The following is a 22,493-nucleotide window of genomic DNA, read 5'->3' as shown; positions in this document are numbered from 1 at the left end:
AATTATCGCGTCTCAGGGCGTAGTGTATTTCGTACTTCAGAGGGGGCCTTAGACGGTCCCCTTTTTTTACGCCAATCATTCACGGAGGTGAACCGTTATAGCTAAGAAACTTTCTGACGAGCCGAGAGTCAACGAGGAAATAACCGCACGAGAGGTCCTGGTTATAGACGATCAAGGTGGAAAATTGGGAGTCCTTCCCATAAACGAAGCCCTGGATCTGTCGGCAGAGAAGGAACTGGACCTGGTGGAGGTGGCTCCGGGAGCCAATCCGCCGGTCTGCCGCATCCTGGATTACGGTAAGTTCAGGTATCAGCAGCAGAAGCGGGAGAAGGACGCTCGTAAGAAACAGAAGACCCAGACTCTCAAGGAAATGAAGATGCGTCCGAAGATCGACGAACACGATTACAACTTCAAAACCAAGGCTATTAGAAGTTTCCTGGAGAACGGTCACAGGGTGAAGGTCTCCATATTCTTCAGGGGTAGGGAGATGGCGTTTCTGGATCGCGGCAAAGAGGTGCTGGACAGGGTAGCCAAGGACTGCGAGGACCTCGGTAAGATGGAGGGTTTCCCTCGTATGGAGGGACGTTACATGCGGATGATGATGACCCCGGTCCAGCAGAAAGAGGTCAAAAAAACCCCTAAGAGCGAAAGCGATCAAGGGGAAGAATAAGGTCGTATAAAACGGTATTCTAATATAAGGAGGAGCTCCTATGCCTAAGATGAAAACCCACTCCGGCGCTAAAAAGCGTTTTTCTTTCACCGGAACGGGAAAGGTATCCTATAAGAAATCCGGTCGCGCTCACAAGCTCAAGACGAAGAACGCCAGTCGCCTTCGTCGCCTTCGTCAGGATGGTATCCTTAACGATACTTTGACCGAGACGATGAAGAAAATGATGCCCTACGCCTAACGGCGATTTCGTAACGAGAGGTGAAGAACGATGCGTGTTGCTGCTGCCAGCTCTAGCGATAGAAAACGCAAAAAGCTGTTTTCCATAACTAAGGGTTATTTCGGAAGAAAGAAAAACGTTTATCGCCGTGCCAGGGAGGCTTTCCTTCACTCACTGACCAGGATGTACGCCGACAGGAAACTTCGCAAGAGAGATTTCCGTCGTCTCTGGATAACCAGGATCAACGCTGCGGCCAGGATCAACGGCATGAACTACAGCAATCTGATCAACGGCTTGAAGAAGGCCGGCGTGGAGGTCAACCGCAAGATGCTTGCGGACCTGGCCGTAAACGACATGCCCGCCTTCGAGGCCCTAGCCGTCAAGGCCAAAGAGGCCTTGAATCAGGCGTAGTGAGGACATACAGCTCTATACGAGTTGAACGAGCCATCGTCGGAGGGTTCCTATCATTGATTTTGATAGGAGCCCTTCTGCTATGGGGTTTCAACTATCTGGGAGATATGCCTATCTCTCCGTTGGACGCCCTTTTTACCTCCACTTCCGCTGTCTGCGTGACCGGCCTGGCTGTGGTAGATACCGGCAGGGACCTGGTCTTTTCGTCTCAGGCGATACTTCTTCTTCTGATTCAGCTGGGAGGTCTGGGAGTCATGACCGCAGCGACCTTCACCCTTTTTCTACTGCGTCGTCCCATAGGGATAAGACAGAGGCTTCTCTTTGCCGGAGGTATGGGGCTTGAGGGACCCTCCGGTGCGGTGAGGCTCGTGGCCCGTATAGTAAAGATTACCCTTGTGATCGAGTGCTTAGCCACTGTCCCGCTTTTTTTCGTTTTCAGAGAGACCATGTCCTCCAAGGAATCTCTCTGGTGCTCGATCTTTCACAGCATCAGCGCCTTCTGCAACGCCGGTTTCTCCCTCTTCGTCGACAGCCTGGAGGGGTATGCTACGGGATGGCTTCTTCCAGCGGTGATGATGTCCCTTATAGTTCTAGGCGGTGTCGGTTTCATCGTTTTGTGGGAGCTAGGTGAGTGGTTCAGAGGCAGAAAAAGGCTTTCCGTTCATACCAAGCTGGTGCTGGTGGCGACCGTGTCGTTGGTGTTTTTCGGAGCGGTTCTTCTCGCCTTGACCGAATGGGATGGTCTGCTGAAAGGGCTTTCTGTTCCCATGAAGATATGGAACGCTCTTTTCGCTTCGGTTACCTCTCGTACCGCTGGCTTTAACACCTTGCCGACCGTCGAGCTGTCCTCTCTAGGGGCTTTTTTGATCATGATACTGATGATGATAGGAGCTTCGCCTGGTTCTACCGGAGGGGGGATGAAGACAACCACCTTCGGGCTTCTGGTCTCCTCCGTCTTTTTCAACACGAGAGGCGACTCCAATCTGGTGCTCTGGCACAGAAGCGTCCCTCAAAAACTCGTGCTGAGGGCGATGATGCTCGCTTTCCTCTACGTAGCCACGGTTTTATTTGGTATACTCCTTCTGAACTTGGTGGAGGACATGTCGTTCAGGAGCCTGGCCTTCGAGGTCGTCTCGGCAATGGGCACGGTGGGGCTTTCCATGGGAGTGACTGCGGATCTCTCCCCTGCGGGAAAATGGATCCTGATACTATTGATGTTCTGGGGTAGGGTGGGGATTCTAACCTTCCTGTTCAGCCTCGCGGACAGCGACGAGTCCCGCAAGGTCAGCTACGCCGAGACCTTCATACCTATAGGATAGGAGCTGTTTTTTCATGGCCCGGGAGACCAAAATGTATTTCGTCGTAGGGCTGGGGCGTTTCGGCCTCTCTCTTTGCGAGAGGTTGGTAGCTCTGGGACAGAGGGTAGTTGCGGTCGACATGGATCCCGACAAGGTGGCGGAGGTCGCCGATACGGTGGACTACGCCGCCGAGCTCGACGCCTCCGACGAGGAGGCTCTCATAAAGGTCGGGGCCAAGGAGGCCGACGTGGCAGTTGTCGCCATAGGGGAGAACGTGGAGGCCAGCATCCTCACGACCGCGATCCTCAAAGGTTTGGGAATAGACCGGCTCGTCTCCAGAGCCCAGACGGCCCTTCACGCCAGGGTCCTGGCCAGAGTTGGAGCGGACAGGGTCATCTTTCCCGAAAAGGACATGGGAGTCCGTCTAGCGGAGCAGTTCGTCAACCCCTGGTTGTCGAACTTCTCTCAGATACCGGGCAACGGCTATATAGTGGGAGAGCTGAGGCCCCTTCCTGACATGGTTGGAAAGAGCCTTATGGAGCTGAACTTCAGAAGTTCATACGGCGCGTCCATTTTGTTGTTGGAGCGGGACGACGCCAAGATGATGCCAGGTCCGGACTCGGTTATAAGAGAGGGAGACAAGCTGATGTTGGTCGGCGATAGAGAACGCCTGGCCGATTGGGTGGATAAACTGGAAAAAATAAATTCGGAAGGGGAGGTCTAGACGATGGATTTGAAACTGGATATAGAAGGGGTGAGAAGTTCCTTCCTTTCTGAGCTGGAGGATGCGAAGTCTCTGGACGATCTTAAGGACCTCCGGGTTCGCTATCTGGGCAAGAAGGGCAAGGTGACCGCCCTTTTGAAGTCTCTGGGGGCGATGTCGTCGGAAGAACGTCCGGAGGCGGGAAAGGTCATAAACGAGCTTAAGCAAGTTCTCGACTCGGACCTTACCGAGAGGTCTAAAAGAGCGGAAGACGATGCCCTGAGGGAAAAGGAGCTCAATGAGTTCGTGGACGTTACCCAGCCCGCCAGAGGTCGCCTTTCCGGAGGGGTCCACCCGGTTATGCAGGTTATGTACGATGTCTCCGAGATACTCACCGGACTTGGCTTTTCCGTGGCTCTTGGACCGGAGGTAGAGGACGATTTTCATAATTTCGAGGCCCTCAACATCCCCCCTCATCATCCCGCCAGGGATATGCAGGACACCTTTTATTTCGACGACGGCAGACTTCTCAGAACCCATACCTCTCCGGTGCAGGTGAGGTCCATGTTGGCCTACGGAGCGCCTTTGAGGATAGCCTGTCCCGGGAAGGTCTACAGGAGGGACAGCGATCCCACCCATTCCCCTATGTTCCATCAGATAGAGGGGCTATTGGTGGAGGAGGACGTCTCCATCGGGGATCTCAAGGGCTGTCTGGAGGCCATGGTTTCGGCGATCTTCTCCAGACCTCTCAAGGCTCGATACAGGGCGAGCTATTTCCCCTTCACCGAGCCGTCCATGGAGGTCGACATAGAGTGTATCGCCTGTTCCGGCAAGGATCCTTCCTGCCGGATCTGCAAGGGGACCGGATGGCTGGAGATAGGCGGTATGGGAATGGTCCATCCCGAGGTACTTCGGGCCGGAGGAGTCGACCCCGAGAGGTTCAACGGCTTCGCCTGGGGTATGGGGCTGGATCGAATAGCTATGTTGAAGTACGATCTCAGGGACCTTCGCCCTCTCTTCGAGGGAGATCTGTCCTATCTGCTCTCCGGGAGGGATGAATGATGCTGGTTTCCTGGAATTGGCTCAACGAGCTGGTGGACCTGCCTGTCTCGATGGAGACGGTGGCCGAGAGGCTCACCGTTACCGGAAACGAAATAGAGGCTATACATCGCCCGTGCGAGAGGTTGGCCGGGATAGTGGTGGCCCAGGTGTCCTCGATAGTTCCCCATCCTAGCAGCGAAAACCTCCTGCTGGTGGAGCTCGATAGGGGGAACGGCTCCACCACATGTGTAACCGCCGCTAAGAACCTGTCCGTAGGCGACAAGGTCCCCTACGCTCCCGGTGGCGCTACCGTAGCCGACGGAACCGTGTTGGGCGACAGGGATTTCGACGGCGTGGTCAGCTCGGGTATGATGCTTTCCGCCGAGGAGCTGGGACTTCCCGACGTGGCGGACGAGTTCGGTATACTGAGGCTCCCCGAGCATCTGACCGCAGGAGACGACGCAGTCAAGGCCCTGGGTTTGGACGACTTCGTATTGGAGCTTTCTATAACGCCCAACAGAGGGGATATGTTGAGCATGAGAGGGATCGCCAGAGAGGTGATAGCCCTCTTTCCCGAGGCGTCCATGAAAAATGAGGACGAGCCCGTCTCTCTGGGCGATCCCGACTGGAACTTCGACTTCAGAGGCATAACCCTGGAGGACGATGGATGTCCGGTCTATCTCATGGGTATGGCGGAGAAATTGAAGATAGCGCCGTCACCTCTTGAGGCCAGGATCCGGCTGTCTCTTTGCGGAATGAGGCCGGTCAACAACGTGGTCGACGTTACCAACCTGACCATGCTCGCCCTGGGGCAGCCTCTTCATGCCTTCGATACCGACAGGTTGCCCGATCGGTCCATCTCGGTCCGTTCGGCCCTCCAGGGAGAGCGATTCGTGACGCTGGACCACAAGGAAAGGACCCTCGATTCGTCGGATCTCGTCATATGCAGTGGCGATAGCTCTGTGGCCCTGGCGGGGGTCATGGGAGGGTTGAACTCAGAGATAGAGGATGGCACGACTAGGTTACTCCTGGAGAGCGCCATATTCGATCCTGCCAGAATAGGCTCGACCTCCCGTCGTCTGGGACTTCCCAGCGAGGCCTCCTATCGCTACGCCAGAGGGGTGGATCCGGAGCTTCCGGAGAGAGCCATAGACTACGCTTTCTCCCTACTGAGAGACTGGGGATGTGCGGAGGTCGCCTCCGGCGTGGCCAGAGCCTTCAGAGGCGATATGAACCGCCCGGTGGTGTCCCTCACGAAAAGGAAACTGGCCCGAATCGCCCAGTGGGACGATATGAAAGAGGCGTCCTCCATCCTGTCGAGGCTGGGACTTGTCGAGGTCGAGGCCAATGAGGACGACTGCGTGCGAAGTTTCAAAGTCCCTTCCTATCGTCCGGATATATCCATAGAGGAGGATCTCGTGGAGGAGGTCGCCAGGATAAGGGGATACGATGTGATACCTTCCCGAATTCCCGGATGCTCCTACAGTGCGGGAAAACTGGGAGCCGTGACCGCGACATCGAGAGAGCTGAGGTCGCTTGCCATCGCCAGAGGGTACGTGGAGGTCGTCTCTTACAGCTTCCATTCGCCTAAATACAGAGATATACTGCGCCTTGAGGACGATCCCAGAGGTCGTTTCCTGTCTCTCAGCAACCCGATAAGCGGGGAGCTGTCCGTAATGAGATCGACCATGTTGCCCGGACTTCTTGAGTCCCTGAGGCGGACCCTGAGGTCGGGTTGGAGAGGTCCCGTCAGGCTTTTCGAGTCCGGAAGGGTCTTCAGACTGGACGAAAAGGACGAGTTGATCGAGTTCGACAGGATCTCCGGTCTGGTCTATCCCGGCAAGGATACACGCAGCCCTTACGGCGAATCCGTCGTAGACGACCTACTGTCCGTGAAGGCGGACGTCCAGTCCTTTGGGTTGTCCAGAAAGGTCCGTTTTTCCTTCGTCCAGGGGGAGGAGCCCTTCGGACATCTTGGGCAAACGGCCCATATCGTGTATGATAGTGCGGTGATAGGCTTTATGGTCAGACTGAAACCGGCCGTAGAGAGCGAGTTGGACCTGGACGGCCCGGTTTACTGTTTCGAGTTCGATCTGGCTCCTCTGCTGGAGGATCCTGTCTTGCGGTTCGGTCAGGGCTCCTCTTATCCTCCGGTTTTCAGGGACGTGTCCTTGCTGTCCGATTCCTCCGTCTCGGTCGAATCGGTGGTGGAGGATATAGAATCCCTCGCCGACGATCTTCTCGATAAGGTCAGGCTGTTCGATATATACGAGGGAAAGGGGATCCCCGAGGGCAAGAGGAGTCTTGCGTTTTCCATGGCATACAGAAGTTCGGACAGGACCCTTAAGGACAAGGAGATCGACTCCGTACACGATGAATTAAGGTCCAGACTGGAAGAAAAAGGCTATTCTCTCCGCTGAGCTGCGGAGCTATAACGGGCATTCCCGAAATCTTAAATAATACTGGAGGGGTCATTATGAACCTGGAAAATATGGATCAACTTATCGATGGACTTGCTGAGAGACTTAAGGTCCTTAAAGAATCCAGAGACCGCTTCAAGGACGAGCTGGAGGGAGCCAAGACCCAGCTGAAGGACAAAGAGATGGAACATATAAGGCAGGACAAGGAGAGCCAGAGACGGATAGAGCAACTGGAGAGGGAGAAGATGAACCTTCAAAAGGAGAAGGCCCAGATGGAGAGTCGTCTGACCGCTGTCTACGGCAAACTTAAAAATCTGTTGCCCCAGGAGGGGCCGGATAACAGAGGATAAGAGGGGAGTCGCTTGATTGTCCGATAAAAGCCGCCAAGAGACCGTCGTTATAGGCATGAACCGCTACAGCGTGGAGACCGCCGTAGACGAAGCTGCCTGGTCACGGGCCATGGCCTTCACGGAGGAGGTTATGGCCAAGATCGATTCCAAGATGCCCTCGGATCGACGACTTCTGATGGCGTGGCTGAACCTGGTCCTCTGGGTCGACGGTCAAAACAGAAGGCTGGAGAATCTACTGGCTGAAGTCGATCCGGAGGAGAATTCTCCATGAATATAGGACTGGCAATAGACCTGATATTTCTGTTTGTCACGGTGATTTTCGCGGTCAAGGGAATGTTGCGAGGCCTTATGGGAGAGGTCATATCCCTGGTGGCCACGGTGGGAGGTCTGGTTTTGGCTTTTCGCCTGGCCGACCAGGGTGCTGCTTTTCTGATGGAGGCTTTCGACGGTCTGTCCCTTCCTGCCGGCAAGGTGATCTCCATGGTGATAGTCTTCGTCGTGGTCGTCCTTCTGGGTGCCCTGTTGACCAGGATATGCAGGGCTTTTCTGACCATCACCTCCCTCACCTTTCTGGATCGAATGCTGGGACTGGCCGCCGGGTGCGTTAAGTCGGTGGCCCTTCTGTTGGTCCTCTTCGTGCTGCTCTCCATGGTGAAGCCTCTGGTGCCCCAGGAAGTTTTGAAACAGAGTCGTTCAATGATTTTGGCCGCGACCATATGGCCTCACGTCGCGCCCTATGCGGCCAAGAGCGGGCTTTTGCCCGATGAAGGGAGTTCCTATCCCGTCGATACGGGGGATATCTGAGCTATGTATGTGTCGAAAGCGGCCTATAAAAGCCTAGAAATAGAGAAGATAATGTTCCAGTTCGCCTCTCGGGCTCGAAGCGAACTGGGCGTTTTTATGTTGTCTCGGCAGGAACCCTTTTCCGATATGGACCAGGTTCTCAAGAGACAGGCCCTGATCGAGGGGTACAGGAGGTATCTGTCTATACAGGGCAATTTGCCCTGGTCCTCCGACGTGGCTTCTGTTGACGGACTTATCGAAGGAGCCTCCGAGACCGGCATGATGTCGGGAGAGGAGCTTCTGCGTGTGCGTGTCCTCCTTCATCTGGCTGGGCGTATCCGCGATTCCGTAGGAGAGGTCAGGGACGATTTTCCCGCCCTGTGGACTTTGGCCAGAAGGGTTCGGGATTTTTCCGAGGATCTCGAAAGGCTATCCGTGTTGGACGAGAAGGGTGAGCTCTACGACGGAGCATCTCCGAGGCTGAGGGATCTGAGGGAGAGGATAGACGAACTACGGAGAAAAATAAGGAAAGACTGTAACGGCATAATCAACGGTAGTTCCTCCCATATGCTGCAGGAGAGGGTCCTCTCCATAAGAAACGGCAGATCGGTCCTTCTGGTTAGACAGGAGCTCGTGGGAAGGTTCCCGGGGATATTGGTAGATCGTTCCTCATCGGGAAACTCCGCTTACATGGAGCCCAACTGCGTGGTCTCCCTGAACAATCGCATGGTGGAGCTCCGTCAGGACGAGAGAGACGAGGAAAGACGAATCCTCCGGGCCCTTACCACCGGTATAATGTCCAGAAAAGGGGCCGTCCTCGAGGCCCAGGACGTTGTAGGAACCATGGATATGATATATGCCATATCGGATTTGATGGATAGGGAGAGATGGACCTTTCCGGAGATGATCGGGGGGACCCGTTTCAGACTGTTCCAGGTGCGTCATCCTATGCTCGGTTCGTCGGCGGTTCCCATTGACGTCCATTGCGGTGGGGCTTTCAGGGTCCTGGTCATCACCGGTCCCAATACGGGAGGAAAGACCGTGGCTCTCAAGACCGTAGGAGTGTCGGTCTTTCTGGCCTGGTGCGGTCTGCCGATCCCGGCGGTGGAGGGCTCTCAGATCGGAGAGGTGTCGTCTCTTTTCTCCGATATCGGCGACGAGCAGAGCATAGAGCAAAGTCTCTCGACCTTCAGTGCCCACCTCAAGAACGTCGTGGACATATTGGAGGAGTCGGATGACCGATCCCTGATCCTTCTGGACGAGCTGGGTGCGGGTACCGATCCCCAGGAGGGAGCCGCACTTGGGGTCGCGTTGCTCAAGACCTTCAAGAGAAGAGGTCCTTTGGTAATGGCGACCACCCATCACAATCCCATAAAAAAGTTCGCTACCACCACCGACGGAGTAGAGACAGCCAGCGTGGATTTCGACCTATCCACCCTTACCCCGACCTACCGGCTGATAATGGGTATTCCGGGACAGAGCAACGCCCTGGCCATAGCTGAGAGGCTAGGAATGCACGTGGAGGTCCTGGGAGAGGCAGAGAAGGTGCTTAAAAGCGGAGAGGCCTCTATAGAGACCATGATAGGCGAGCTTCAGAAGAAGACCCTTCACCTCGACTCTCAGGCCGCCTCTTTGGCCAAGGAGAGGCTTGAGATAGAGGAGCTTAAAAAAGCCATCGAAAAAGACCGTCGCGATCTTGAGAGGATAAAAAGACGGACCATCATGAAGGCCGATAGAGAGGCGGAGAGGGTCCTGGAGGAGGCGGAGAGCCAGGCCAGGGAGATGCTCCGAGGTCTTGAGGAGGCCGCTAAATCGGCAGCTGACAGGGAGTTGAACAAACACAAAAAAGGGGTCAAAAAATCGAAGGAACGATCCCAGGTCCGTCAGGCTGTATTCGAGGCCAAGGAGATAAAGGAACGGGGCTCCAGGGAGATAGAGGTTGGAGACGTGGTTCAGGTCTCCGGATCCGGTTCGGCTGGAGAGGTGCTCTCCATGAAGGGAAAGAGAGCGGTCGTCCTGGTGGGAGGTCTGAAGATAGAGACGGATATCAAAAAACTTACGTTGAGCGACAAGAAGATACGCCCGGAGGTTTCCGGTCCTTCAATCTCAGTATCTCGCCCCGTAGGGGTCCCTAGCTCCATAATGGTACGGGGAATGACGGTGGACGAGGCCATGCCTCTCGTGGCGGATTACCTGGACAGGGCTGTCCTGGCTGGTTACGGAGAGGTTACCGTGATTCACGGAAGGGGCGAAGGTATTCTGCGTAGAAAGGTCCACGAGCTATGTCGCCGTCTACCCTATGTGGCGAACTTCCGCCTAGGCGAAAACGGGGAAGGCGGCTACGGGGTGACAGTGGTCAGCTTCAGGGAGTAGGCTCGCGCTTACTTTCCGGAGGAACCCACTTGACCTTAGAGGTTTTTAGATGTATCGTATTCAAGCTGCTTAGCTTTAAACGATGCGCCTGTAGCTCAGCTGGATAGAGTGCTGGCCTCCGGAGCCAGAGGTCGTGGGTTCGAATCCCGCCGGGCGCGCCAATTTATAGGGATAACAAAGGGATTCAAACCGTCGTGGTTTGAATCCCTTTTTTTGTGGTATATTTAAGACAAGAGGGGGTTTGTAAGAAACTTTGAATGTCATTTGAGGGCTATGTAAATCTAGGCTTATGAAAGAGGATGGCCAAACTATGAGCGATGATTTTATAAACTTAACGATAGAAGATCTCTCCGACGAGCATCTATGCTGCATCATTCGCAGCAGAAAACCCCATAAAGGTATCGAAGCAAAGCGACTATGGCTTTCGGATAGGCTTAAAGAGGGGCACGTTTTTAGGAAACTCAACGCAAAAGCTGCGGTTTTTATCGAGTACGCTCCCCTTGAAAGAGCTTGGGTTCCGATAATAGGCGATAACTACTATTATATATATTGTCTGTGGGTTTCCGGCGATTACAAGGGAAAGGGATACGGGAAACTGTTGATGGAATACTGTCTGACCGAGGCCAAAGAAAAGGGTAGATCCGGCGTCTGTATGCTTGGAGCAAAGAGACAGAAGTCTTGGCTTTCGGACCAATCCTTTGCCAAGAGGTTTGGTTTTGAGGTCGTGGACGACACCGACAGGGGTTACGAATTGCTTGCGCGTTCTTTCGATGGAACGATCTCTTCCTTTGGGAAAAACGTCAAAAACGAAGAGATAGAAAACAAGGCTCTGACTATTTACTACGATATGCAATGTCCCTACGTCTACCAAAGTATCGAGACGATAAAGCTTCATTGTGAGAGGAACGACGTTCCCGTGTCTTTTATCCCGGTGGATACGCTCCAGAAAGCAAAGGAATTGCCTTGCGTTTTCAACAACTGGTGCGTCTTTTACAAAGGAAGATTTGAGACGGTGAACCTGTTGGACAAATCTTATTTAGAAAGAATTCTTAAAAAGTAGAGATTCACGTCGTCCTGTCGACCGCTAACGACATTTATTTATTATCTTGGCGGATGTTCTTGTCTGGGTTTATGGTTAAAATAACGGACAGGTCGTTCATGTCGGTATAGCCTGATAAATACAATTAGGAAGGCCGATGATGTATCCTCTTTGATTTGAATTTGATCTCGGACGTAGGAGGCTCGCCTTTAGGTGGGGCTCCTTTTACGATCAAAAGGGCGAAAGACGGTGGATCTATCTTGGCTTACCTCGCTTAAACCTAGACGGGGAAAAGGATGTATAATCGACGGGTAAAATACGAGTTCCATGGGAGGTCGCGATGAAAAACGTAAATATCATAGTGGCGTGCGTTTTCATACTGACTTTGGTAGCGGTGGGTATGGTGCTCAAGGCCGCTCAGAGCGTTATACTTCCCTTCGTGATAGCCTGGCTTCTTTCATATGTGTTTGGACCTATCGTCCGTTTCATGGCTCGAAAGAAAATTCCCATATTCTTCACCATCGTGGCGGTTTTAGCCCTGTTTTTAGGGGTGTGCGCCTTAGGGGCGATTTTCATGAATACCAGGGTGGTGGCCTTCGCGTCGGCTTATCCCAAATACTACGATCAGCTCATAGCTCTCACGAAGAGCTTCACCAGCAGCGATCTGTTCCCTCCGGATTTCTGGGACAGCATAAACTGGGGTGAGAGGATAGGCAAATATCTGCTTTCCCTTTCCGGTTCTCTGGTGACCTTTATGTCGAACTTGGTGTTGGTCATAGTCTTTCTGGTCTTTATGCTTTTGGGCAGCCCCTACGTGGAGTACAAGATCAAAAAGGCCTTCTCCGTCGACTCGGGGTCCAGGATTCTTTCGGTTCTGAAGGCCATCTCCACCCAGATAGGGAGCTATCTGACCTTACAGACCTTGATAAGCGTCTCCACCGGGGTCTGCGTCTGGTTGGCCCTGTCCTACCTTAGGGTCGATTTCGCCATGACCTGGGGGGTTTTGGCTTTTGCCCTCAATTTCATCCCGACCATCGGTTCCATCATAGCCTCGGTGCCTCCGATTCTGCTCGCTCTGGTACAGTATTATCCGAATACATTCCCCGCCATAGGCGCGGCGGTGTCCCTTCTTTTAATCCAGATGCTTATCGGAAACGTGATAACCCCTAAGGTCATGGGGGATAGCCTGGACGTCAGCCCGGTGGTGATACTCATATCCCTGTTTTTCTGGGGCTGGCTTTGGGGTGTCATAGGCGCGTTGCTGTCGGTCCCCATAGTGGCGATCATCAAGATAATATGCGAGAACGTCGATTCCCTGAACACGGTGGGAGTTATGATGGGAACGGGCAAACAGTATAAAAAGGAGTTCGAATGATCCAGAGAGGAGGTCGTTCCGGAGTGTCGGTTCGAGTACTTAAGTTGGATAACGAAAAAGGGAAGAAAGCCAGCGTTCTGATAGATGGGGATCACTTTTTTCACCCCGAGGGAGGCGGACAGCCCGGAGATTCGGGTGTTTTCTCCTCCGATAACTGCGATGGGCTCGTCCTGAATACCAGAAAGGACGAAGACGGTCTCTGTATCCTGGATCTCAAGCTTAAGAGCGGGGAGCTTAGGGAGGGGGACCTCCTGGAGGTAGAGAGAGACGACGTCAGACATTCCGTCCTGTCGAGAATGCACTCGGGGGAGCATGTCCTTTCCCGGGTCATGGAGGAGATACGGCCGGATCTGTCGGTTTACAAGGTAGCGGTAGGCGAGGAACGGACCGGGATCTACATGAGATACGACGGCGATCTGGACTGGGACTTTCTCTTCGAAGCGGAGGATCGGGCCAGAGAGGTCGTAAGGTCGTCCTTGCCGGTGGAGACCTTAGTTCTCCCGATAGATGAAGCCAAGGGACTGGACGGTCTCAAGGCCCGGTGGGACAGGGTTTCCGACGAATTCATACGGGTCGTCCGAATACCGGATTTCGACCTGATAGCCTGTTCGGGAAGCCACGTGGAGAACACGTCCGACATAGGAACCCTGTTCGTCGAGTCGTTCAAGGGCAGTTCTCCCGAGTGGGAGGTAGTGTTTTCCTTGGACTCCGACAGGGATGTCCTGTATTCCAGGGAAATGAGAAGGTTGATCTCTAGGGCGAACTGTCGATACGACGAGGTAGGAAAGATAATGGACCGTCTTGGCGAGGAGAACGGCAGCCTGAGAAAACAGCTCGCCAAGGTTCAACAGTACGTGACCCTTCCGTGGGAGACCAGAGATCTAGATGGACTGACTTTCGATGTGCTTCACTCGATAGGGTTGCCCAAGGAGCTGGTTAGCTCTTCCTGTAGAAAGAGGGCGGAAGGCCGTCCCGACTCTATCGTGTTGGCTCTCATCGACGACGGGGTCGGTAGGGCCATACCCTTTATGCTGTGCGTAGGGGAGGCTTTCTCTTTCGACTCTAAGGGGTTGCTCGGATCGAACGAGCTCAAGGTCCGTGGAGGTGGAAAGGGAGGAGTTTTCTCGGGACAGACGGAATGTCGTTTTCTGGACGTATGGCTTAAGGTCTGTATAGAGGTTATTTCTTGAGAGGTCGGTGTTTTTTTAGATGAAGTGGACGAAGATGTTCGCCGGAGAGGAAAGGGAACTGGATATCGCCGATAACGGGAGGGAGGTTGAGAGAGAGATTCTGCCGGACGATGACGACGGAGTGGAGATAGTAGCCAGGATCCGTTTTAACGCCGACGGTCAGGTTGGCAGAGCCGCCTTACTATTGGCCTCTACCTTGACGAAAGAAGACGAGGATTCGGTCAAGAGACAGCTTCTCGATCTGGGATGGTATTCCGTGGCAACCGAGGTGGGCGGTGTTTACGGAGACCTTCCCCAGAAGATAACCAGGGCTTTGGTAGGGGCGGCTCTAAACAGCGGTGTTATACAAAAGGACCAGAGGGAGATGCACGCCCTTATGCACGCAGCTTTCGAGTCCCTGGATGCCTTCATCCCGTCCGGTCTCCTGGAGGCCAGTATAGGTGCCAAGATAGCCATCGTCAGGAACGATAGGTGGATATCCGTCGCCGTCATGGGGGACACCGCCTATCATGCCGTGGCCCATCACGAGAGGTTCGGCCTGGGAGTCATGCATATCTAAATCGATTCTCTCCTTGATAAAAATCGGCAGCTGTGATAAATTTTCGTTTTGAGATATTTTCGGTTCTTAGGAATATCGAACGTTTCATTTAGAGGAGGAGCTTCAATATGAAAAAGGACATTCACCCCAACTACGGGACCTGTAAGGTATCCTGCGCCTGTGGGAACACCTTCGAGACCCAGGCGACCGTCGACGAGATCAAGGTAGGCGTCTGCTCGGTCTGCCATCCTTTCTACACCGGTAAGAAGGGAAGGATCCTCTCCGAGGCCGGAAGGCTGGAGAAATTCAACAAGAAATATGCTGGAATGAACTACGGCCAGAAAGAGGCCACCGAGTAAAAGAGGGGCTTTGCCCCTCTTTTTTTTCTAGACTATTTTAGAAGAGAAAGGGGCACATCATGAGAGTCGATCTGATCTATACTACCCCGGACTATCTCATGGCCGTATGGCTCGCAGGCCATACCTGTCACAGTCCCAAGGCCCCTCAGGAGCTCTACGCCGAGCCGGCCAGCAGGGAAAAGATGCTGAAGCTTGCCGACTTCCTTATCGAGGCGAAGCACCTGAGCGTCATGGAGCATTGTTCCATGACCTTCGCCGTTTCCGGGGTTTCCAGGACCTTGCTGGCCCAGTACAGTCGTCACAGAATAGGGGTCAGCCTGAGCGTTCAGAGTCAGCGCTACGTCTCGGAGAGATCCGATTTTGGAGCCATTTTCGACCATGTGACTCCTCCTACAGTATCTGCCTCTCCGGAGGCCATGGAGATATTCTCCAAGGCCATGGAGAGCTGTCAGGACTGCTACGATAGGCTGTTGGATGTCGGAATACCTAGGGAGGACGCCCGTTTCGTCCTTCCCGGCGCGATAACGACGAACTTCGTTACCACGTTGAACTTACGGTCGTTTCTCGACGTATACAGCAAGAGGGTCAGCGTCAAAGGGGCGCAGTGGGAGATTCGGGAGCTTTTGGTCGAGATGGGCAGACTGTTGCTTGAAAAAGAATCCTGGCTTGAAACCTATCTGGGTTCCAATCTGGAGGAGAAACGATGATATTAGGGCCTATCAAGCTTATAGCCCTTTTGGCCGGGGCCTCCGATAGGGTTTCGGAAAAAGCCTGTCCGGAGACCCTCCCGGTGGGAGGGCAGGCGGTCATAGAAGGCGTAATAATGAAGGGGCCCAGCCATTGGGGGATGGCGGTGCGCCAGCCCGACGGCGATATATGGAGAGACCGCTGGCCCTGCGCCGGATGGGACAAGAGAGGCATATGGAAAAAACCCGTCTTCAGGGGAATGGCAACGATGGCCGAGATGCTCAGGGAGGGCTTCAGGGCCCTGTCCAGATCCGCCCAGATAGCCCTGGGCGAGGAAGAGGAGCTTACCTCCTTCGATATAGCGATGTCCGTCCTGGTGGCGGTAGTTGCGGTCGTAGGGCTTTTCGTCGCCCTGCCCCTTTGGATAGGCGATCTTTTCGGAGGCTGGTTCGGCCTGGGGCATCTGGGTAAAAACGTGGTGGAAGGGGTCGCCAGAGGGCTCGTCTTCGTCTCCTACGTAGGTTGTATCGGACTGTGGAAGGATATCAGAGAGGTCCTGATGTATCACGGAGCAGAGCACAAGACCATAAACGCCTTCGAGGCCGGATCCCCTATGACGGTAAAGAGGATAGGAAGATATTCCAGAATCCATCCCAGATGCGGAACTTCCTTTCTTCTGGTGGTGGTGGTCATGAGTATTATAGTCTTCTCCCTGGTCGGAGGAGGAGGAATCCTGTGGAGGGTGGGATCCAGGGTGGTGCTGTTGCCTCTGGTGATAGGCCTTTCCTACGAGATAATACGTTCCTCCGCGAAATGGGGTTCCTTGGGCAAGAGCATAATGGCTCCGGCCTTGAGCCTGCAGTACCTTACGACCAGGATACCGACCTCCAGACAGTTGGAGGTCGCCCTGTCCGCCTTGGAATCCGCTCTTGACGTTTCCTTCTTGCCCGATAGACCTGGGAGGGATCTGTACCGTGAAATTAGACGATAAACTTCAGGAAATAGCGGCCATCCATGAGGAAATAGAGCACAAAATGGCCGACCCCTCGGTGACTTCCAACCCCAGAGAGCTTCAGTCTCTGGGGAAGAAGCATGCCGAGCTGTCGGAGATCGTGGGGGCCTACGAAGAATACAAGAGGATAAGATCCGAGCTGGAGGAAGCCAAGGCCCTTTTGGACTCGGACGACCCCGAGATGGCCCAGTTGGCCAAGGAGGAGGTTCATAGTCTGGAACCTCTTCTGGAGGAGCAGGAAAAAAAGGTTACCTTGTTGCTTCTTCCCAAGGACCCGAACGACGATAAAAGCGTGATGGTAGAGATAAGAGCCGGTACCGGCGGAGACGAGGCCGCGCTTTTCGCCTCCGACCTTTTCCGTATGTACAGTCGTTTCGCCGAGCAGCGTCGATGGTCGGTGGACATACTGGATGCCAACGAAACGGAGATAGGAGGCTACAAGGAGATCGTCTTCAAGGTCGACGGTCAGGGGGCCTACAGCGATCTAAAGTACGAGAGCGGGGTCCACAGGGTTCAGAGGGTGCCTGCCACCGAATCGGGGGGGAGGATACATACGTCCGCTGCCACGGTGGCGGTCCTGCCCGAGGCGGAGGAGGTCGATGTTGAGATTCGTCAGGAAGACCTCAAGATAGATACCTACCGTTCCAGCGGTGCCGGAGGACAGCACGTCAACATGACCGACTCGGCTGTCAGGATCACCCATCTTCCGACCGGCATAGTCGTCACCTGTCAGGACGAGAGGTCGCAGATAAAGAACAGAGCGAGGGCCATGGCTTTCCTGCGGACCAAGCTCTACGACATGGAACAGCAGAAGAGGCAGGACGCCGAAGCCCAGGAGCGAAAGGGTCAGATAGGTTCGGGGGACCGTTCCGAGAGGATAAGGACCTACAATTTTCCTCAAAACAGGATAACCGACCATAGAATAGGGCTTACCCTTTACAAGCTCGAAGCCGCTATGGGAGGAGCCATAACGGAGTTGGTAGAGGCTCTTAGAATGGCCGAACAGGCGGAGCGGATGAAGGATCTGGACGATAGGTGAACACGTCTCTGGACGAACTGAGACGGCTGTTCATAGCTGGTCTCTCCGAAGCTGGAATCGACGGTCCCGATCTGGATGTCGATCTGATATTGTCTCATTTTATGGGCGTGGATAGGTCGTGGATCCACTGTCACGGGGAATTCTCCGTTGAATATGTCACGTTGGACTTAATGAAGGAGGCTGTTCTTCGACGGAGAGATAGAGAGCCCCTTCACTATATTTTAGGCAGCTGTCCCTTCTGGGGAAAGTCCCTGTCCGTGGGGGCCGGCAGCCTGATTCCACGGCCTGAGACGGAGTTCCTGGTCGAAGCGGCCCTAAGGGACTTCGACGGCGGAACGTTCGTCGACTGGGGGACCGGCTCGGGATGTATCGCCTGTGCGATCCTATCCGATAGACCGGAGGCCTCCTGTGTCGCGGTAGACTCCGAGGCGTCGGCGATAGAGGTAGCCTACGGCAATCTCCAAAAAGAGGGGGTTTTGAACCGCTGTCTGCTTTGGCACGGCTCGACCCCCGAGTCCATCCCTTTGGCTTCCGGAACGGTGGATCTGGTAGTCTCCAATCCACCCTATATTCCCTCCGAGGACGTTCCTTCGTTGATGCCGGAGGTCTCCCGTTACGAGCCCCGTTCTGCCCTCGATGGAGGCAGAGATGGTCTGGATCCATACAGGATGCTCCTGCCCTGGGCGGAGAGGGTTCTCCGCCCAGGAGGACTGCTTTGGGTCGAGTTCGGAGGGGCAGACCAGGTTCGACCTCTGGAGGAGATGACGCCATCGGGAATGTCGCTCCTCGAGGTTAGGAACGACCTTTCCTGTATACCTCGCCTTATGGGATGGCGTCGTGTATAATAATCAGTTGGTTATATCCTGCGATCGTGTCGCATGGAAGAGATATCAGAACTGAGGAGGAGTTGTCATGGAACAGAGAGATCTTGTCATCATAGGAGCCGGGCCTGCCGGTCTTACCGCGGCCATTTACGGAAGAAGGGCCGGTTTGAGCACCTTGGTGATAGAGAAGGGCGTCTTTGGAGGCGCTATCTGCGTGACCGACGAGATCGAGAATTGGCCTGGCGTTAAGCACGCTACCGGTCCCGAGCTCGGAGATATGTTCAGAGATCACGCCGAGTCCCTGAAGACAGAGTTCATGGAGGCCGAGGTCAAGTCCATCAAGGAGAACGGAGATTCCAAGATAGTCGTGACCGACAAGGGCGAGATAGAGGCCAAAGCCCTCATCGTCGCTACCGGAGCCAGCTTCCGGAAGCTCGGTTGCCCCGGAGAGGCCGAGTTCACCGGCAAGGGCGTTAGTTACTGTGCTACCTGCGACGGGGCCTTTTTCGAGGATCTCGAGATAGCGGTCATCGGTGGAGGGAACACAGCCGTCGAGGAGGCCTGCTACCTCACTCAGTTTGCTTCCAAGGTCTATATCGTACATAGAAGGGACAAGTTCCGTGCCGATCAGGTGGCGGTGGATCGCGCCCTGGCCAATCCCAAGATCCAGCCTGTCTGGGATTCCGTGGTCGAGGAGATCGCCGGGGACGGTATGGTCGAGAAGGTCGTTCTCAAGAACGTCAAGACCGAAGAGATCTCCGAGATCCCCGTGTCCGGCGTGTTCATGTTCGTCGGCAACACGCCCAACGCCGAGTTGGTCAAGGATATCCTGGAGACCGAGAAGGGCGGATGGGTCAAGACCGACGAGAAGATGGCCTCATCGATGAAGGGACTCTTCGTCGCCGGCGACCTTAGGAGCAAATCCCTCCGCCAGGTGGTCACTGCCGCTAGCGACGGAGCTATCGCGGCCATGTCCTCCTATGAATATATTGCGGAGCACTTCTAGAGGATTTATACTTATAGGCGGTGGGGCGGGGTGGCTGTCACCCCGCCCTTTCCTTTAGGTAGAATGTCCCTTCAACGGAGGAGGATGATCGATGATCGTCACTGTGACTCTAAACCCAGCGGTCGATGAAGGCTACGTAGTCAGGGATTTCAATCCAGGAGGTTGGTTTCGGGCGGCATCGTCCGATAGATCTCCGGGGGGAAAGGGGATCAACGTCTCCCTGCTCCTGAATCAGCTGGGTCATGAATCGGCCGCTATGGGGTTTCTGGCGGGGTTCAACGGGGATTACATCAGAGACGTCTTGAGGCGTCTTCGCATAACCACCAACTTCGTACATGTTACCGGAGAGACCAGGACTAACGTCTACGTGGTGGACGAAACCGGCCGGGTCGAGACGGGGATATCCGAGTCTGGACCGGAGATCCCCGAGGATGCCCTTACCCGCTTTCTCTCCAACTACAGACGAATGTTGAACAGAGCTTCGGTAGTGGTGATAGGAGGATCCATCCCTCCTGGAGTTCCGCAGGATATCTACAGGGATCTGGTATCCATGGCCAAGGACGTGGGGGTGGAAACCTTTGTCGACGCAGCCGGGCCAGCTTTTATGGCTGGTATCGAGGCGGGACCGTCCTTCGCCAAGATCGACCATAGGTTCATGTCTCAGCTTTCGGGGACTCCGCTTTCGACCCTGGATAACCTGATTCACGCTGTCTCCGACCTCCACGATCTGGGGGTAAACTGGGCGGTCTCCTCGTATCACGTCTACGGGGACGTGTTCTTCACCCCGGACGGTATCTATCTGGCAAAACTAGGAGATAGGACCGACGTGGTCTCGATGTTCGGGGCCAGCGATGCCCTGGTGGCTGGAATGGTAGTCGGTTACAGAGAAGGTATGTCTCCTGAGGAGGCCATCCGATTCAGCATGGCCTGTGCCATGGAGGAAGCTACTCATATGGCCAAGGGAATCAGCGGTAGGGACGCCGTCGAACGTTATATGTCGACGGTGGAGATAGAAAAACTTCGTTGACCGTCGAATTTTGGTTCAAGCCGGAGACGTGGAGCATCCGAAACTATTGATAGGAGGTGGGTGCTTATGGAACAGAAGAATCAGAACGCTCAGTTGGCCTATCAGGTCACGAGGATCAGAACTGCCTCTAGAGAACAGCTGTTGCTGATAACCTACGATATAGCCATTCGATTTTGTATAGCTGCCGAGTCCGCCATAGCGAAGGGGGATACCGAGGAAAGCCACGAGAACCTCCTGAGAGCCCAGAACGCCGTTAGAGAGTTGATGGTGTCTCTCAACGTACAGGTCGGTGGTTCCGTTGCGGAGAACTTGATGGGGCTCTACGATTTCATGCATCGTAGCCTCGTGGAGGCCAACGTGGAGAAATCGGAGGAAAAGGTGGTTATGGTCAGGTCCATGCTGGAAGAGCTGCGAGACACCTGGCAGGAGGCTTTGGAGAAGATCAAGAAAGAGGCTATCTCCAACAAGCAGGAGGAGCCCGTCCCGTCCGGGGGAGGAGTCAGTTTTGCCGGTTAAGCTGGAAGATCTGGTAGCCGGATTGCTGAGACAGGAGCTCGATCTTTATCGGCTGCTCAGGTCGAGAATAGACGCAGAGCTGGAAGCCATCGACTGTGACGATATGGATCTCCTTATGTCCATCCTTCAGGAAAAACAGTCCATAATATCCAGACAGGAGCTTCTTATGGAGCGTTGGGGAGATGTCTCTTCCGAACTCGGGATATCGGAGGGCCGAGACGAACCGGTTTTCTGGAAGGCCCTTGCCTCTGCGGTGGGAGAAAGAGGTTACGAGGGCCTTATATCCAGGGTGAGGGAGATTCAGGATCTAGTCTCTGCCTCCATAGATTTCGAGAACGTCGCACAGGAGAAGATGGCCGGAAAATTGGGCGAACTCAGAAGCCGAATGTCCCGTGTCGCCAACGGTAAAAAGGCGGTACGAGGCTATATGGGAAGCATCTGAAGGCTATCGTTATGAAGATGGATGCTCTTAAAAAAATGGCTGAGAAAGCCATTTTTTTATTATCCTTGGTTTTCTGTCTCTTCCTGTCTCCTACGGTAGGGATGGCCGGTTCCTACGAAAGGGAGATAGCCTTAGGCAAAAAAGTGGCCTCTCAGGTGGAGGAACAGTGGCCGGTCGTATCCGATCCGGTCAAGGTCGCTAGGGTAAGAGCGGTGTTCGAGAGGTTACTTCCCTTAGTCGAGAGGAAGCTCCCCTACAGGGTGGACCTCCTGGATGCGGATTTTCCCAACGCCTTCTGTATCCCCGGGGGAGGAATATACGTTACCTCCGGTATGTTGAATTTTGTCAGGAGTGACGGCGAATTGGCCGCTATTTTGGCCCACGAGTTGACCCACGCCGATAAAAATCACGTCATGATCCAGGCGGAGAGATCCCAGAAGCTATCTCTGGCTACCTTGGCTATCTTGATCGCCAGCGAGGGGCAGGCCGCCGCTGCCATGATGGCCGGAGTGGCTCAGATCGCCATAACCAATGGATACAGCCGGGACCTCGAGAGGGAGGCGGATCTCGGATCTGTCGATAAGATTCACCGGGCCGGTTATCCGCCCGCCGCCGCCCTTACCGTTATGGAGGGCTTGGCAGCGGAACAGCTGAAGAGGCCTTACGTCGACCCCGGTGTTTTCATGGATCATCCTAGACTATCCGATAGAATCGACTATATCACGAGGTTCATAGAGGACAGCGGCTGGGAGCTCAGCCGTAAAACCGCTTTGAATCTTTTAGTTACAGAAGTGAGGGAATCGAACCATAGGTTGGATCTGACCGTCGACGGGTTGCCCGTCTGGTCATCGCCCTCCGAGAATCGGGAGTACTTGACCGAGGTGGCTTCTGCTATATCCGACAGCCTGGAGCTTGAGACATCGCCACACGACATACAGATAGTAGAGACCCTCGAGGGACGGAAATCTCTTATCATAAGCGGACATGTGATAGCTTCCGACCCCCTTCCGAAAGGAACATCCTCTCTGTCCGAGCTCAGAAAGGGCATATTGAAAGCTCTCTCCGCGGCTAAGGACAAGAACCCCACAGCAGACTATCTTTCCTGACAAAGAGCCCGACGCGCTGCATCAGAACAGCCCGTCGGGTATAATGGTCGTGCCTCCTTGGAGGATT

At 54.4% G+C, this 22,493-nt stretch carries 25 protein-coding genes and 1 tRNA gene; all 26 read left to right on the top strand.

Going from position 1 to position 22,493, the window contains the following annotated elements; all coding sequences use genetic code 11:
- Positions 1 to 97: 97 nt before the first annotated feature.
- The 26 genes from infC to L2W58_RS09865 all read left to right on the top strand — a co-directional run bounded on the left by infC (position 98) and on the right by L2W58_RS09865 (position 22,426).
- Entirely contained in the window at positions 98 to 670 is a 573-nt protein-coding gene (infC, locus tag L2W58_RS09990; protein ID WP_236103202.1) for a translation initiation factor IF-3, read from the top strand.
- A gap of 40 nt (positions 671 to 710) precedes the next feature.
- Entirely contained in the window at positions 711 to 908 is a 198-nt protein-coding gene (gene rpmI, locus L2W58_RS09985) for a 50S ribosomal protein L35 (protein ID WP_236100037.1), read from the top strand.
- A gap of 30 nt (positions 909 to 938) precedes the next feature.
- A complete protein-coding gene (gene rplT / locus L2W58_RS09980) occupies positions 939 to 1,298 on the top strand; it encodes a 50S ribosomal protein L20 (protein WP_005661865.1) in 360 nt (119 codons plus the stop codon).
- Between the two features lie 56 nt (positions 1,299 to 1,354).
- On the top strand, positions 1,355 to 2,617 hold the full coding sequence (locus L2W58_RS09975; protein WP_236103196.1) for a TrkH family potassium uptake protein: 1,263 nt from the start codon (positions 1,355 to 1,357) through the stop codon (positions 2,615 to 2,617).
- A gap of 13 nt (positions 2,618 to 2,630) precedes the next feature.
- On the top strand, positions 2,631 to 3,320 hold the full coding sequence (locus L2W58_RS09970) for a potassium channel family protein (protein ID WP_236103195.1): 690 nt from the start codon (positions 2,631 to 2,633) through the stop codon (positions 3,318 to 3,320).
- Between the two features lie 3 nt (positions 3,321 to 3,323).
- The gene (gene pheS, locus L2W58_RS09965) at positions 3,324 to 4,361 is read left to right on the top strand and encodes a phenylalanine--tRNA ligase subunit alpha (protein WP_236103194.1); all 1,038 of its coding nucleotides are present in this window, start codon (positions 3,324 to 3,326) and stop codon (positions 4,359 to 4,361) included.
- The gene (gene pheT, locus L2W58_RS09960) at positions 4,361 to 6,760 is read left to right on the top strand and encodes a phenylalanine--tRNA ligase subunit beta (RefSeq protein ID WP_236103193.1); all 2,400 of its coding nucleotides are present in this window, start codon (positions 4,361 to 4,363) and stop codon (positions 6,758 to 6,760) included. The genes pheS and pheT overlap by 1 nt, the downstream gene beginning before the upstream one ends.
- Before the next feature lie 56 nt (positions 6,761 to 6,816).
- Positions 6,817 to 7,110 (top strand): coiled-coil domain-containing protein, encoded by a 294-nt coding sequence (locus L2W58_RS09955; RefSeq protein WP_236103192.1) that lies wholly within the window; start codon positions 6,817 to 6,819, stop codon positions 7,108 to 7,110.
- A gap of 16 nt (positions 7,111 to 7,126) precedes the next feature.
- Entirely contained in the window at positions 7,127 to 7,381 is a 255-nt protein-coding gene (locus L2W58_RS09950; protein WP_236103191.1) for a hypothetical protein, read from the top strand.
- On the top strand, positions 7,378 to 7,914 hold the full coding sequence (locus tag L2W58_RS09945; RefSeq protein WP_236103190.1) for a CvpA family protein: 537 nt from the start codon (positions 7,378 to 7,380) through the stop codon (positions 7,912 to 7,914). Before L2W58_RS09950 ends, L2W58_RS09945 begins: the two co-directional genes overlap by 4 nt.
- 3 nt (positions 7,915 to 7,917) lie before the next feature.
- On the top strand, positions 7,918 to 10,266 hold the full coding sequence (locus L2W58_RS09940; protein ID WP_236103189.1) for an endonuclease MutS2: 2,349 nt from the start codon (positions 7,918 to 7,920) through the stop codon (positions 10,264 to 10,266).
- 84 nt (positions 10,267 to 10,350) lie between these two features.
- Positions 10,351 to 10,427, top strand: a tRNA-Arg gene (locus L2W58_RS09935).
- A gap of 128 nt (positions 10,428 to 10,555) precedes the next feature.
- Positions 10,556 to 11,326 (top strand): GNAT family N-acetyltransferase, encoded by a 771-nt coding sequence (locus L2W58_RS09930; protein ID WP_236103188.1) that lies wholly within the window; start codon positions 10,556 to 10,558, stop codon positions 11,324 to 11,326.
- A gap of 319 nt (positions 11,327 to 11,645) precedes the next feature.
- Positions 11,646 to 12,680: an AI-2E family transporter gene (locus L2W58_RS09925; protein WP_236103187.1), complete on the top strand. Its 1,035-nt coding sequence runs from the start codon at positions 11,646 to 11,648 to the stop codon at positions 12,678 to 12,680.
- A gap of 23 nt (positions 12,681 to 12,703) precedes the next feature.
- Positions 12,704 to 13,870 carry an alanyl-tRNA editing protein gene (locus L2W58_RS09920; protein ID WP_236103186.1) on the top strand — a complete coding sequence of 389 codons (1,167 nt, stop codon included), beginning with the start codon at positions 12,704 to 12,706 and terminating at the stop codon, positions 13,868 to 13,870.
- A gap of 19 nt (positions 13,871 to 13,889) precedes the next feature.
- On the top strand, positions 13,890 to 14,429 hold the full coding sequence (locus tag L2W58_RS09915) for a HutP family protein (RefSeq protein ID WP_236103185.1): 540 nt from the start codon (positions 13,890 to 13,892) through the stop codon (positions 14,427 to 14,429).
- Positions 14,430 to 14,536: 107 nt separating this feature from the next.
- Positions 14,537 to 14,767 carry a 50S ribosomal protein L31 gene (rpmE, locus tag L2W58_RS09910; protein WP_236103184.1) on the top strand — a complete coding sequence of 77 codons (231 nt, stop codon included), beginning with the start codon at positions 14,537 to 14,539 and terminating at the stop codon, positions 14,765 to 14,767.
- Positions 14,768 to 14,826: 59 nt separating this feature from the next.
- A complete protein-coding gene (gene thyX, locus L2W58_RS09905; protein ID WP_236103183.1) occupies positions 14,827 to 15,474 on the top strand; it encodes an FAD-dependent thymidylate synthase in 648 nt (215 codons plus the stop codon).
- Positions 15,471 to 16,445, top strand: a complete 975-nt coding sequence (locus L2W58_RS09900; RefSeq protein WP_236103182.1) for a DUF1385 domain-containing protein — start codon at positions 15,471 to 15,473, stop codon at positions 16,443 to 16,445. Before thyX ends, L2W58_RS09900 begins: the two co-directional genes overlap by 4 nt.
- Positions 16,429 to 17,505, top strand: coding sequence for a peptide chain release factor 1 (prfA, locus tag L2W58_RS09895; RefSeq protein ID WP_236103181.1), 1,077 nt, complete (start codon positions 16,429 to 16,431; stop codon positions 17,503 to 17,505). Before L2W58_RS09900 ends, prfA begins: the two co-directional genes overlap by 17 nt.
- Entirely contained in the window at positions 17,502 to 18,350 is an 849-nt protein-coding gene (gene prmC, locus L2W58_RS09890) for a peptide chain release factor N(5)-glutamine methyltransferase (RefSeq protein WP_236103180.1), read from the top strand. Before prfA ends, prmC begins: the two co-directional genes overlap by 4 nt.
- A 67-nt stretch (positions 18,351 to 18,417) precedes the next feature.
- Positions 18,418 to 19,335 (top strand): thioredoxin-disulfide reductase, encoded by a 918-nt coding sequence (trxB, locus tag L2W58_RS09885; RefSeq protein WP_338033082.1) that lies wholly within the window; start codon positions 18,418 to 18,420, stop codon positions 19,333 to 19,335.
- Between the two features lie 91 nt (positions 19,336 to 19,426).
- On the top strand, positions 19,427 to 20,362 hold the full coding sequence (locus L2W58_RS09880; RefSeq protein WP_236103179.1) for a 1-phosphofructokinase family hexose kinase: 936 nt from the start codon (positions 19,427 to 19,429) through the stop codon (positions 20,360 to 20,362).
- Positions 20,363 to 20,428: 66 nt separating this feature from the next.
- Entirely contained in the window at positions 20,429 to 20,878 is a 450-nt protein-coding gene (gene fliS, locus L2W58_RS09875) for a flagellar export chaperone FliS (protein ID WP_236103178.1), read from the top strand.
- Positions 20,868 to 21,320 (top strand): hypothetical protein, encoded by a 453-nt coding sequence (locus L2W58_RS09870; RefSeq protein ID WP_236103177.1) that lies wholly within the window; start codon positions 20,868 to 20,870, stop codon positions 21,318 to 21,320. Before fliS ends, L2W58_RS09870 begins: the two co-directional genes overlap by 11 nt.
- 11 nt (positions 21,321 to 21,331) lie before the next feature.
- A complete protein-coding gene (locus L2W58_RS09865) occupies positions 21,332 to 22,426 on the top strand; it encodes a M48 family metalloprotease (protein WP_236103176.1) in 1,095 nt (364 codons plus the stop codon).
- Positions 22,427 to 22,493 lie beyond the last annotated feature (67 nt).

It is taken from the genome of Dethiosulfovibrio faecalis (genome assembly GCF_021568795.1).
Classification (GTDB): domain Bacteria; phylum Synergistota; class Synergistia; order Synergistales; family Dethiosulfovibrionaceae; genus Dethiosulfovibrio; species Dethiosulfovibrio faecalis.
The sequence above is the reverse complement of the archived record's forward strand: the minus strand, read 5'-3'. Positions and strand labels throughout refer to the sequence as shown.